This is a genomic window from Acinetobacter sp. F9 (assembly GCF_019195275.1).
Classification (GTDB): Bacteria; Pseudomonadota; Gammaproteobacteria; order Pseudomonadales; family Moraxellaceae; genus Acinetobacter; species Acinetobacter pseudolwoffii.
Genome location: NZ_CP078068.1, coordinates 1235849 through 1248821, shown reverse-complemented (window position 1 = coordinate 1248821; position 12973 = coordinate 1235849). Strand labels below are relative to the sequence as shown.

Annotated in this window: 13 protein-coding genes; 6 read left to right on the top strand and 7 right to left on the bottom strand. The window is 42.6% G+C overall.

Features of this window, described 5'->3' with window-relative positions; genetic code table 11:
• Window positions 1–17: 17 nt before the first annotated feature.
• The 5 genes from putP to KT990_RS06025 all read right to left on the bottom strand — a co-directional run bounded on the left by putP (window position 18) and on the right by KT990_RS06025 (window position 4774).
• Window positions 18–1508 carry a sodium/proline symporter PutP gene (gene putP, locus KT990_RS06045; protein WP_005096195.1) on the bottom strand — a complete coding sequence of 497 codons (1491 nt, stop codon included), beginning with the start codon at window positions 1506–1508 and terminating at the stop codon, window positions 18–20.
• A gap of 213 nt (window positions 1509–1721) precedes the next feature.
• Entirely contained in the window at window positions 1722–2579 is an 858-nt protein-coding gene (locus KT990_RS06040) for an SPFH domain-containing protein (protein WP_005096199.1), read from the bottom strand.
• 3 nt (window positions 2580–2582) lie between these two features.
• A complete protein-coding gene (locus tag KT990_RS06035; RefSeq protein ID WP_005172082.1) occupies window positions 2583–3065 on the bottom strand; it encodes an NfeD family protein in 483 nt (160 codons plus the stop codon).
• A gap of 98 nt (window positions 3066–3163) precedes the next feature.
• Window positions 3164–4081, bottom strand: a complete 918-nt coding sequence (locus tag KT990_RS06030; RefSeq protein ID WP_218209310.1) for a patatin-like phospholipase family protein — start codon at window positions 4079–4081, stop codon at window positions 3164–3166.
• Window positions 4082–4144: 63 nt separating this feature from the next.
• Window positions 4145–4774 (bottom strand): 1-acyl-sn-glycerol-3-phosphate acyltransferase, encoded by a 630-nt coding sequence (locus KT990_RS06025; protein WP_218209309.1) that lies wholly within the window; start codon window positions 4772–4774, stop codon window positions 4145–4147.
• Window positions 4775–4906: 132 nt separating this feature from the next.
• On the opposite strand from KT990_RS06025, the gene KT990_RS06020 reads away from it, so the two are divergent.
• From KT990_RS06020 to KT990_RS06010, 3 genes are all read left to right on the top strand, one after another.
• A complete protein-coding gene (locus tag KT990_RS06020) occupies window positions 4907–6163 on the top strand; it encodes an MFS transporter (RefSeq protein ID WP_218209308.1) in 1257 nt (418 codons plus the stop codon).
• Window positions 6164–6509: 346 nt separating this feature from the next.
• The gene (locus KT990_RS06015; protein ID WP_218209307.1) at window positions 6510–7775 is read left to right on the top strand and encodes a DcaP family trimeric outer membrane transporter; all 1266 of its coding nucleotides are present in this window, start codon (window positions 6510–6512) and stop codon (window positions 7773–7775) included.
• 200 nt (window positions 7776–7975) lie between these two features.
• On the top strand, window positions 7976–8677 hold the full coding sequence (locus KT990_RS06010) for an HAD family hydrolase (protein ID WP_180049673.1): 702 nt from the start codon (window positions 7976–7978) through the stop codon (window positions 8675–8677).
• A 1-nt stretch (window position 8678) separates the two neighbouring features.
• Here the strand turns inward: KT990_RS06010 and KT990_RS06005 are convergent, their stop codons facing one another.
• Window positions 8679–9356 (bottom strand): DUF421 domain-containing protein, encoded by a 678-nt coding sequence (locus KT990_RS06005; RefSeq protein ID WP_005172071.1) that lies wholly within the window; start codon window positions 9354–9356, stop codon window positions 8679–8681.
• Between the two features lie 447 nt (window positions 9357–9803).
• Between KT990_RS06005 and KT990_RS06000 the strand changes: the two genes are divergently transcribed.
• Complete coding sequence (locus tag KT990_RS06000) at window positions 9804–10520, top strand: carbonic anhydrase (protein WP_218209306.1); 717 nt, start codon at window positions 9804–9806, stop codon at window positions 10518–10520.
• A 50-nt stretch (window positions 10521–10570) separates the two neighbouring features.
• Here KT990_RS06000 and KT990_RS05995 read toward each other — a convergent pair whose 3' ends face one another.
• Complete coding sequence (locus KT990_RS05995) at window positions 10571–11107, bottom strand: hypothetical protein (RefSeq protein WP_100357276.1); 537 nt, start codon at window positions 11105–11107, stop codon at window positions 10571–10573.
• Window positions 11108–11269: 162 nt separating this feature from the next.
• Here KT990_RS05995 and KT990_RS05990 point away from each other — a divergent pair, with 162 nt between their 5' ends.
• Window positions 11270–12313: a molecular chaperone DnaJ gene (locus tag KT990_RS05990; RefSeq protein ID WP_218209305.1), complete on the top strand. Its 1044-nt coding sequence runs from the start codon at window positions 11270–11272 to the stop codon at window positions 12311–12313.
• A 102-nt stretch (window positions 12314–12415) separates the two neighbouring features.
• Window positions 12416–12790 carry an endonuclease domain-containing protein gene (locus KT990_RS05985; protein WP_074383108.1) on the top strand — a complete coding sequence of 125 codons (375 nt, stop codon included), beginning with the start codon at window positions 12416–12418 and terminating at the stop codon, window positions 12788–12790.
• Window positions 12791–12973 lie beyond the last annotated feature (183 nt).

Below are 12973 nucleotides of genomic sequence, written 5' to 3'. Positions count from 1 at the left end.
TTTTTTGATCGTTAATTTTATTTGGTTTCGTTATACAGACGTTCAGCCTGTTCAAAACGATCGGTAATTTCAGCCGTAGGTACTTTACCCATCAAGCTCACTACAATGATGGCAATGAATGAGCAGATAAAGCCCGGGATAATTTCATAGACACCTGTTGCTGCGAACAGGTTTTTCCATAAAATCACCATCACTGCACCCATAATCATACCTGCCAAGGCACCATTCAAAGTCATGCGTTTCCAGAACAGGGACAGAATGATCAGCGGGCCAAATGCAGCACCAAAACCGGCCCAGGCATAAGCGACCAGACCTAGCACTTTCGATTCAGGATTACCCGCCATCCAGATTGCCAGCAGGGCAATCAGCAGCACCATAAAACGGCCAACCCAAACCAGTTCTTTTTGAGATGCATTTTTGCGCAGGAAGGATTTATAAAAATCCTCTGTCAGCGTACTTGAGCAGACTAGAAGCTGACAGCTTAAAGTACTCATTACCGCAGCCAAAATCGCAGCCAGGACAATACCGGCAATCCATGGGTTGAACAGAATTTTGGTCAATTCCATAAATACAGTTTCAGGATTGGCATTCACCACACTGGCCAGTTCCGGATGTTGCTGGAAATAAGCAATACCAAAGAAACCGGCAGCCACGGCACCAGCTAAGCACAGGATCATCCAGGTCATACCAATACGGCGTGCATTTGGAATTGACTTGACTGAATCTGCCGCCATAAAGCGCACCAGAATATGTGGCTGACCAAAATAACCCAAGCCCCATGCCAGTAGCGACAGGATAGCCACCGTACTTAAGTCACCGACCAGATTCATGGCCTGTGGACGTGCCGTTTCAAGCGCCAGAGTGACCTGAGACATATCAGAGAAGGTCAATAGGGTCACAATTGGCGTGAGCAACAGCGCAAAGATCATCAGGCCGGCCTGAATGGTATCGGTCCAGCTGACTGCCAGAAAACCGCCAATAAATACATAACTGATGGTGGCAATGGCACTGATCCAGAGCGCCGTCGTGTAGGACATTTCAAACATGCTTTCGAACAGGCGCGCACCTGCTACCATGCCTGAGGCACAGTAAATCGCAAAGAAAATCAGAATCACAAAAGCCGATACAATACGTAAAATTTTCTTCTGGTCGTTAAAACGATTGGAAAAATAATCTGGAAGGGTCAGGGCATTGTGCTGAACTTCCGTATGTACCCGTAAACGGCCAGCCACCAGCAACCAGTTTAACCAGGCACCAATAATCAGGCCAATGGCAATCCACATTTCCGACAAACCAGAAAGATAAATTGCACCGGGCAGGCCCATCAGCAGCCAGCCACTCATATCGGAAGCTCCAGCGGAAAGTGCAGTAACAAAACTACCTAAACGACGGCCCCCTAAAATGTAATCGGAAAAGTTTGTGGTCGCACGATAAGCCATCAGGCCGATCACCACCATGGCGACAATATAAAAAAGAAAGGTAATTAACGTTGGATTTAGGGAGCTCATACGGTATCCATTTTCGAGTTGGACAGTAATCGAATAAGGACTTATCTTGATGATAAATGCTGTGGCGAAACACAGATCTGGCATCAAAGCCCAAAGGATTTCAAAAAATAACGCGAAATTTAAGCATAAATTCCAAATCTTTGCTGAGATTTTCGTATTTAAACGAAAAATAGGCAGCGAATACGCTGCCTATGAATTTGAAAATGAAAATTTTTACTGAGGCGGACGACCCATCACGCCTCGAATCGTGTTCAGCACGTCTGCGGGCAAGACCACCGTTTTGGCATTTGGTGATTTGGCCATATCTTGCATGGCCTTGATATATTGCTCACCGAGTAAATAGGCAACCGGAATCTCATTACTACCAATTGCCGAAGTCACCATATCAATCGCACGTTGTGAAGATTCAGCCAGAACCACCTGTGCTTCTGCATCACGGCGCGATGCTTCCAGACGACCATCCGCTTCCAGAATGGCAGCCTGTTTTTCACCATCAGCTTTGGTCACGGTCGCACGACGTTGACGTTCAGCAGCGGCCTGTTCTTCCATCGCGGTTTGCATGGTGACTGACGGTTTAATGTCCTGAATTTCAACTGTTTTCAGGGTAATGCCCCAGTCCGAGATATCATCGGAAATACTGGATTTTAAACGTGCTTTAATATGATCACGTGATGATAGGGCATCATCCAGATCCATTTCACCGACAATCGAACGCAACGAAGTTTGTACCAGGTTTTGAATTGCCCAAGAATAGTTTTCAATGCCGTAGACCGCTTTTTCAGGTGTGGTCAGGTTGATATAGGCCACCGCATTCATGAGTAACACGGCATTATCGCGGGTAATCACTTCCTGTGAAGGAATATCCAGCACAATATCTTTGGTGGTGACTTTATAAGCCACTTCATCAATATACGGAATGACAAAATTCAGACCCGGATTCAGCGTCGTATGGTATTTGCCCAAGCGTTGTGCGATCCATTTATAACCTTGCGGGACAATACGTACCCCTTTAAAAATCGTAATCGCCACAAAGGCCAAAAATGCGATAACAATTATAGTTCCACCAGACATATCTTATTCACCTTTTTCATTTTGATAATGTGTGCTGTGGGGTTGAACCACCAGATCATTCCCCAGAATATCCACGACGCGAACACGGTCACCGACCTGAACCTGATCCAGAGTACGACATTCCCATTCATCTGAGCCTAAAACCGGCATCGGGAAACGTACTCTGATTTGTTCATTTTCCAGATTGGTTTGAATGACCATACCAATCTGGCCAATCGTCGCTTCACGAGACAGACCAGCTTTGGTTTTATCAATCGAAAGTGGCTTGATAAATTTAAACCATGCCAGCGTACAGAGGACGGATAGAGCAATCCAGGTCAGGATCTGGGTGGTCAGTCCCATCATTGGGAACATCCAGTATAAAATGCCCACTAAAATGGCGCCGATACCAAACCACAGGGCAGCAAAAGCGGGTAGAAGCAATTCCGAAAGAATCAGCAAAACGCCTAATACAAACCAGTGCCAGGGTTCAATAACAAATTCCATATCGTGACCTATATCGCTAAGTGTTTAATTAATCATCATTATGTGATTAAGCCCAATGTAACAGATGCCGGTTCAGATGAATATAAAAAATTCGTACCTTAGAATTTCGCAGCACGTGGGGCTTTAAATGCAGCAGGGGACTGTTTGAAATCAGTAATCATTTTCTGGATGGCCCGGATTTTTAACTGTGCTGCTTTTTCACCTTCAAGAATGGTTTGATTGCTGGCCTTTAAATCCAGCGTGCCGATATGACCCACTTTGGGCTGAATCACGACATTGGCCTGCTTCAGTTCTTCATGAATACTTTGCTGACCCATAATATTCAGGGTTTGATCCAGCACACCCCACATATTCAGGGCTTTACTAGCATCCGGACGTGCAGAAATATCCACCGCAATCACCAGATCGGCACCCATATCCCTGGCAGTTTTGACTGGAATCGGGCTGACCAGTCCACCATCAATATATTTCAGCCCGCCAATGGTGGCCGGGACAAATACATTGGGAATACTGCAAGAAGCGCGCACCGCCTGTCCGGCATTGCCTTTAATAAAGTCTGCCTTGCGTCCCGTATCCAGGCGGGTCGCCACCGCAGCAAACCGTATCGGGAACTGTTCAATCGGTTTATTTGCCACATTTCTGTTGACGAAATCCTGTAACTTTTGTCCGGCAATAATCCCTTGCCGATTTAAGGTTAAATCACGGATGTCCGATTCCTTAAAGTTCAAGGCAATTTGCTGCAACTGATACGGTGATTTGCCGCTGGCATATAGACTGCCGACAAAACTGCCGGCACTGGTGCCTGTGACAATTTTCGGTTTAATGCCGTGTGACTCCAGTACCTTAATCACGCCAATATGGGCGAAGCCTTTCGCACCGCCGCCGCCAAGTGCAATTGCAATCACGGGTTCGCGGGCCTGAAGTGGGGTAGGAGTCGGTGTGGTTTTACTGGCTTTATCACATGCAGCCAGACTGAGGCCAAGACAGCCAATCAGAGCATAAGACGCTAATTTCATTGTGGTAAATGATCACTAAGTCATCAAAATATAGGCTATCAGAGCAAAAAAACAGGATTTTGCCTAGTCTTTTTTCAACAGCTTTTGTAAAGGCCTGGCAATCCAGTCCGGATTTTTTGCCGAAATCTTGCCTTGATAATGTGCATAAATCTGCACTAGATCATGTTCATAATCGCCCGTCGGCTGATAGACACCCAGAATATGAATGGTTTTAATATCATAATCAAAAGCCAGCATGACAATAGGCAGGCCGGCCTGATCGGCAATATGATAAAAACCACTGCGGATTTTTTCTGGCGCTTTACGTGAACCTTCGGGTGCCATGCCGACCCAAATCTGGGTTTTTTGCTTGATGATTTCCACGATCTGCTGAGTATGACCTTGTGGACTATCCCGAACCACCGGAATCACCCCAACCCATTCAAGTAAGGGCTTTAATGGGGTATGGAACAGGCTGTTTTTACCAAAAATAGTGACCTTTAACCCGATAGCTAAGAGTGCAATAAAACCATGCCAGGCATCAATATTGGACGTATGTGGAGAAATAATCGCAACGGCTTTTGGTAAATTGGGAAACTCACCTTCAAGCTGCCACCCCTGCACTAAAAAGATCCGTTTAAAAAAATAACGGCTGAGTCGATTGCCTCGACTGGGCACCAAGGGAGGTAATTCTGGAAAGTGCTTTTTGGTCATGCTTAAAGTCTCTTCCTGACACATATTTTTCTTTATTTTTAATGATATTAGGCTTTTACTTTGGTTTTTTCATTGGCAAAATGTCCAGCTTGTTGAATGATTTCTGCTTCTTTTGCCTATTAAGGACCCAGCATGCCGAATATACGGAATACTTACATTGTGTTGTTTTCCCTGTATTGGGCGCAAGGATTGCCGGTCGGATTTATGACTCATGCTTTGCCGGTGATCTTACGGGCAGAAGGAGTGTCGCTGGCACAGATCGGTGGTTTTGGCCTGCTCATGCTGCCTTGGTCAATCAAGGTGTTTTGGGCGCCATTGGTCGATCGTTATGGCTCTAAAGCTACAGGGCATTATCGAAGCTGGATTATTCCGCTGCAATTGCTCTCGGTGGCAGTGCTGATCGCCTTGTCCTTTTTGCCCATTCAGGCTTTAGATCAGCCGGTTTATCTATTGGCCTTTTTTATTGCGTTATTATTTATGAATGGGGTGGGGGCGACACAGGATATTGCCACCGATGCACTGGCAGTCAATATTCTGAAAAATGAACAGCAGCACTGGGGCAATACCTTTCAGGTGATTGGATCACGTTTGGGTTTCATTGTCGGTGGTGGTGCGATTTTACTGTTTTTAGATCTGTTGCAGTGGCAAAGCACTTTTTTGCTTTTGGCTGCACTGGTTTTTATAAACACACTGCCTGTTTTAAAATTTAAAGAGCCACAGCATCGCTCGATCGCATCTGAGCAAATTACAGCTTCCAGTAAAATAAAAATCAAAGCCTATTTTCAGTACTTTTATACACATCCAGGCTTGCGTTGCTGGTTGCTGGTCTTGCTGACATTTAAAGTTGCAGATGGGCTGTCTGGCCCTTTGCTGAAGCCTTTAATGGTCGATCTCGGTCTGAGTTTCAGCCAGATCGGTGTATATGTGACTATGCTGGGTGCAGGTGCTGCCTTGATTGGGGCCGGTTTGGCAGGTTATTGCCTGAAGTTTTTTTCGCGTCGCTCTTGTTTGATGTCTTTTTCGATTCTCAAAATACTGAGCTTAATGGCCTATGCCTGGCTGGCAGCACAATATGAAGCCCAGCTTAAGGTCGAAAACTGGCTGATCTATACCATTAATGCAGCAGAAGATCTGGTTTCAGCCATGCTGTTGGTAGTCATGCTGACGCTCATCATGCAATACAGCCGTAAGCATTTGGCGGGGACTGATTTTACCTTTCAAGTTTCAATTATGGCGACGGTAAGTGGTGGCTTATATATGTTGAGTGGGGTAGCAGGGGATTATTTAGGCTATGCAAAATATTTAACCTATATTGTCTGTATCAGCATAGTGCTTTTATTGCCTATCCTATTTTGGGGAAGAATAGATCAACAATTGCAGTCATCATGAAATATGAATGAAAGCTGGCTGAAAAAGAAGCGATCTGTTTTAAAAGTATGGTTAATACATATTATAGATAAAAGTATGAGATAAAAATGATTTCAAACTGATTCGAAAGTTGTTAAATTCTTGATGTTTTCAAGTGGCTTGTTGTGTAGCTAGGGTTAAAAATGTAAGTGCAGTCAAATACGTGACATGATGCCTGAGCTTTTAACTCGACATATATTGCGTGAGTTATCTTTCGGGATCACAACCAAGCTATTTCATAATTATAGATATTCCACACGGTATAGGTTTCAGTTGAAATCACCGAACTTTCAATGCCAGTGAACATTTGTTCACTATGGAGAATGTAATGAGTCAAGTTTTAACAAGAAAGTTTTTAGCTAAAGGATTAGCAGTGGCAGTAGCAACATTGATGCTGGGGACTGTTGCACATGCTGAAACACAAGAGCAAAAAGAAATCAAGCAGCTGCGCCAAGAAATTGAAGCACTAAAAGCATTAGTATTACAGCAGCAACAAGTTCAGCAAACTCAAGCAGTGCAAATAGAACAAGTCAAAGCAACCCCACAACAATCAGCAGCTGCACCGAAAGCCCTAAGTACAAAATCAGATACTGAAGTGAAGCTATATGGTTTCGTTCGTGGTGATGCGAACTATATCATTGAAGGTTCATCAGGTGACTTCTCTGATGTTGCAAAAACCAATGGTCAAACGAATGACAAGTTCGTTGCAACAGCAAAAACAACACGAATAGGTTTAGATTTTAAAACCAATGTTGAAGGTGCAGAGATTGGCGGTAAACTTGAAAGTGATTTTGCAGGTACTAACGATTCATTCCGTGTACGTCAAGCATATTTAACCTATAAAAATTGGTTGATTGGTCAAACACAATCTACCTTCTTGTCAAATCATGCACCGTTTATGATTGACTTCAGCACCAACGTCGGTGGGGGGACTACCCGTCTACCAATGATTCGTTATGGTTTTGATTTATCTCCTGCAACACAGTTGTTCCTGGCTGCAGAAAAGCCAAACTCAACTGCTGCAGACATCAAATCAAGCGTACCAACATTGACTGCTAAATTGGCACACAACTTTGATGACAAAAAAGGCAATGCATCTGCACGTGCTTTAGTTGAAGTTACTAAAGATGAAAACATTAACAAGCGTAAAGCAGGTTGGGGTCTAGCTGCAGGTACAACCTATCAAGTGCTTGAGCCTTTAAAAGCGACGCTAGATGTCAGCTATACCAAAGGTGTAAACGGTATTCTGTATGGTACCAATGCCAATGATGCCTTTGTAGATGATGAAAATGACCGTAATATTGAGCAAAATGAAATTTGGGCGGTACAAACGGGCTTAACCTACAGCATTCTACCTAACTTAAAAACCTCAGTTGGTTATGGTGCATTGTTTGCTGATAAAGATTCAGACTATGCAGACCTCATCAATGCTACTGCAAACAAAAAGGTACAACAAGCGTGGTTAAACTTGGTGTATTCACCGGTTAAACCACTTGAGTTTGGTGTTGAGTATGTCAATGGTGAGCGTAAAGACTTTAATAATGAGAAATTCAAAGATAACCGTATTGGTTTAATGAGCAAATATAGCTTCTAATTGATGATATAACGCTTAATAAAAAATCCCACCACTTGGTGGGATTTTTTTATATAAATATTCGACAAAAATAATGAATATTCAAGCAAATTCTTGCTGCTACAGTTTATCCCTTTTTATACCAAGCTTAGTCCTGATGAATAGAGGTGTATTGTGTGAAACTTGCTAACATAAGCTTAATTTTATGTTTGGATTTGCATGTGAACATTCAAGCTGTATTATTTGACCTCGACAATACCTTGACCCATCGTGATCTAACGGCCCAAGCCTATAGCTGCTATCTGGCAGAATATTATGCGTCTGCATTTGCACAGGTCGAACCAGAAAAAATTATCGAGATTGTAAGACGCATCGATAATGGCGGTTATCCTAAAAAGGAATTGCTAACGCATGGCAGCATCGGGGCTTCGGCAGCTTATGCATTATTACAGGAGCTATCCTGGTTAAATCCACCCAGCATAGATGAGCTGGCACAGTTCTGGTTTAGCCAGTTTGGTCGCTGCGCTGTAGAAATGCCGGATGCCAAGCAGGTGCTAGAGCAGTTAAAATCTCAAGGCTATCAATTGGCAATTGTTTCGAATGGTGGACATGACACCCGTTTAAATACCATTCGAGGTTTGGGCATTGCCGATTATTTCGAGGAAATCATCAGTTCGGGTTTAGTCGGTTTTAGCAAACCACAGCCAGAAATTTTCCAGATTACTGCACAACGTTTAGGCGTCTTGCCTGAACATTGTTTATATATTGGCGATCATCCAATCAATGATATACAAGGGGCAAAAAATGCCGGAATGCATGCCTTGTGGATGCAGGGCTTTCATCCTGATGCCGAAGAAATCCAATATAAAATCCAGCAGCTACCTGAAATTTTCACGCATTTACAACGGCTGAATCAGCTTTAATTCAAGTGATGCGTAAACAATTAATCGCTTCAGCCCACTGTGCTGATTTGCAGCGAGGACATTGTTGTGCAGCTGTAGAGAGGTTTTGAACCTGACCGCAATAAATACAGGCATATAAACGGTCTGCTTTCACCTGCTCCACGATCGAACAGGTTTTAGGAAATAGTGGCAAGCCGTATTTCACCTGATCATCGGTAAAATATAACACACTGAATTTACCGTCTGTTTCCAGTAAACCGGTACGCACCTGACCCAGATGTTCTACGCCTTGCTGGCGCATTTCGGCAAAGAATTCATCATGTGACATTTTGCCTTTTTTAATTTCCTCAATGACCAGCAGGCCATCTTCCACAATATAAATCGGTTTGCCTTCCAGTAGGTCTTCAAACCATTGGTATTTCATCATCAGCCAAGTGGTCAGGCGATACATCAGGATAATCACCGACATTACCAGAACTGCCTGAATCAGGGGAATATCTTCGGTAAACATCGGGTCACCGGCAATTGAGCCCAGGGCGAGAATGATCGCGACTTCAAAGATGGAAAGCTGTCGTACACCACGTTTTCCGGTCAGCCGTAAAAACAGGATAATCATGATATACATGACTATACAACGTAGCAAAATCTCTGATGCAAAGCTCCAAGTCGTATCATGAATAAAGATCGAGACCCAATCCATTCGGCGGCTCCTATTTTATACGTTGCACCGAGTCTAGCAATCCAGCCGGTTTATTTACTGCTGTGTTTGTGTAAGTTTATGAATAGGCAATAGATTATTAAAAAATAAAACGATCTTAATCATTATTTTATTACCGGGATTATCGAAAATAAGATAGAAGTTTCATGTAAATATTGCATAAATATTCACCATTCTGATTGTGAGTAAAATCACATTTTTTAAGTATTTTTTTTGATGGATTAGAATAATTATCTCATTGAAATATAATTAATAAATTTTGATTAAGCAGCTTATTGTCGGCTTGGGTGTTTGGAAATTTGTAAATGAATCACCCAAATTGAGTAAAAATCTGTAGTTTGTGCTCTGAAAAATGAGGCAGTCATAAGCCTAAGAATTTGTTTTATAAATGAAAAATTATTGATTACGGTTCTAAGAGGGAAAATTATTGTGAAAAAAATATTCACATTTTTAACAGTGTTTGGTTTGAGTACGGCAGGCTATGCAGATGCCAATTGGGGCTATATGCAGCCTGAACAATGGTCGAATTTAAGCCAGAAATATACTGCCTGTGATGGTGCGAATCAGTCGCCAATTAATATTGAGCGGACGGTAAAAGCACAATTGGAACCGCTGAAATTTAGTTATAACACCATGATTCACGCCATTGAAAATAAAGGTCATACCATTCAGGTGGACTTTGCCGAAGGTGGTGAGCTGGAGCTGGATGGGGAGCGTTTTGAGCTGAAACAGTTCCATTTGCATAGTCCGAGTGAGAACCTGATTCAAGGTAAAAGTTATCCTTTAGAGATTCATTTTGTCCATGCCAATGCTGATGGTGAGCTGGCAGTGGTTGGCATGATGTTTGAGCAGGGGCAGGACAGCCAGATGCTAAAACAGATGTGGAAACGTTTGCCGAAAAAGCAGGGTGAAAAAGTCGTGTTAAAGACACCACAGCCTGTCAATCAGTTGCTGCCTAAAAATCTGGATTATTATCGCTTTAGTGGCTCGCTGACCACCCCACCTTGTTCAGAGGGTGTGCGCTGGCTCATTTTAAAAGAGATCCAACAGGCTTCAGCCAAACAGATTGGTGAATTTTTCAAATTAATGGGGCATCCGAATAACCGTCCGGTACAGCCATTAAATGGTCGTGTCATTGTGGAATAATCATTTTGTTTGCGCCATTCGCCTACACATTGATGGCCTGAAAAGGCAATTTAAGGTTGTAGGTGATGGCTCTTTTCAATCTGTTTAATTAACTGATGGCTCGCATCATGAATATACTGGCTATGTTGGGTCAGTAAAGCTTGATGCTTGAGCTGTTTCTGGTTTTTAGGCTGTAATAAATGTTGTTGCAGAATTTCCTCGGAATGAAACAGTTCAAATGCCAATTGATTCAGGTTTGGGTCATAAATTTGACTATGTACAAATATATGCAGTTCTTTAGAAAAGACCGGAATCAATTCCAGATATTCGGTTTCTAGCGTATGTAAGATATTTTGAGTACTTTGCTGATGTAACTGCATTTGTTCAATGAAGTCAGCACTATAACGGCGAATACGATAAAGTGTCGGCAGCATCGTGACAAAGAATTTTTGTTTTTGCATGTCTTGTAAGGCATTATCACGATTTTGTGCCAAATGATTTAAATATAGGGGCACACTAATGGCGACAAAAATTGCAAACACAGATCCTAGCGCTTGTACCCATGCAGCGAGTTCCTGATTAAAGATTAAATCTGCCTGAGTTGCCATCTGAATCTCCTTTCAGCACAGTCACAAATTAAGTTATTGTTATATTGTTTGATATTAAACAAAATTTATTTGCATAAGGTGTATATTTGTGTCGATAACTGGCATACACCTGTCTCATAAAACCGTTAAACTTAATAATCTGTCCTGCTTATTTTGAATATCATGTCTTTCAATTTAAAAACCATGATTCAGCCATTCACAGCGCTTTCGACACAGCAGAAAAAGCTGGATCGCCTGATTGATAGAATTGAACAGCAGAAGCTTGAGCTGGCACAGTGGCAGCAGGCCGAAGAAGAGATTCGACAATATACACAGCAAAATTTCATACCGGTCTATCATGAATTGCATGGTGTTTTGTTTGAGCAGCTTGAACAATTGTGGCAGCATCTGCATGAGGCAGAATTTTCCAAGGCCGAGATCGTCGTACTGGATGAAAAAATTCAATCTCTGGTGGCTTACTTAAAAGATTCACAGGCAATGTCGGTGCAAGAAGCTCGTAAAGTCAATGAAATTGATAGTTACTATCAGCAGCTCAATGAACATATCCAACTCAGAAAAAATCAGAAAAAGACCAATGCACCAGAAGGGTTTTCCGAAGATCAAAATGGTATAGATCAGGCCGACACAGATGTATTTGAAGAATGGGATAGTGAACATTTTCAACAAGTACGTGAGCAAGCCAGATTAAAACGCCAGCAGGAAAAACAGGCGCAGGCAGCAGCGATGGCAGAGCAGTCATTGAAAACCGTGTATTTAAAAATTGCGGCGGCCATTCATCCTGACCGTGAAGCGAATGATGTCAAGAAAATAAAAAAGACAGAGTTGTTGCAACATGCCAATCAGGCTTATGAAAAGCAGGATTTATTTGCTTTATTGAAAATGCAGCTTCAGATTGAACAAGACCGAGATCCTTCACAAAAGAGTTTAACTGCAGAGCAAATCAAGCTTTATCAACTGGCGTTAGATGCGCAGAGTCAGACATTACAAGCTCAAATTGATGCGTTAATTGAGACTTTGGTGTGGTCGCATAAAACCAAAATTGCGGTGAAAAAGACGAAAGGGAAAGTTCAAATTGCTGATCTGTATAAGCAGATTGATGAAGATACTTTGGCCATAAAGCAGCAGATTAAAGTAGAAAAAGAACGCTTGAGATATATCAAGAAGGTGAGTGGCTTAGAGATGTTTTTAAGGCATGGGATGCTTTAAGATTTTTCCCTTTGGGAGATGAGCATCCTCAGAATATATTCTGAGTCGCAAGGGAGTGAGGGAAATTTGCTATAATCATCAAAAATAAAAATTAAATTCCACATGAACAAAAAACCCGATCTCCAACTACTCATATTCGCCAAATCCATGCGCCATACCGCCACCGATGCTGAAAACCTCATGTGGCAACTCCTACGTACCAAGCGCTTTATGAATCTTAAATTCCGTCGTCAGCATGTGATCCAACCTTATATCGTGGATTTTTACTGTCATGAAATTGGTTTAGTGATTGAGTTGGATGGCGGTCAGCATGGAACGGATGATGCTGTGGAATATGATGATGAACGGACGAAGTTTTTAGAGGCATTGGGTTTAACCGTTGTAAGGTATTGGAATCATGATGTGTTGGGGCGGACGGATGTGGTTTTAGAACACTTATGGCAAGTGTGCATTGAATTGCAAGTGAATAAAGGATGAAAGCTCCTTCTCCCTTTGGGAGAAGGCGGGGGAAGAGGGTTTTTTAATTGGATAAAAGCACCTCTCCCTAACCCTCTCCTGAGAGGAGAGGGAATTCCATTGTGAAATCCATGCAGACACTAAATCAAATGGCGCTCCCTCTCCCTGTGGGAGAGGGCTGGGGTGAGGGTAGTAAATTTAATG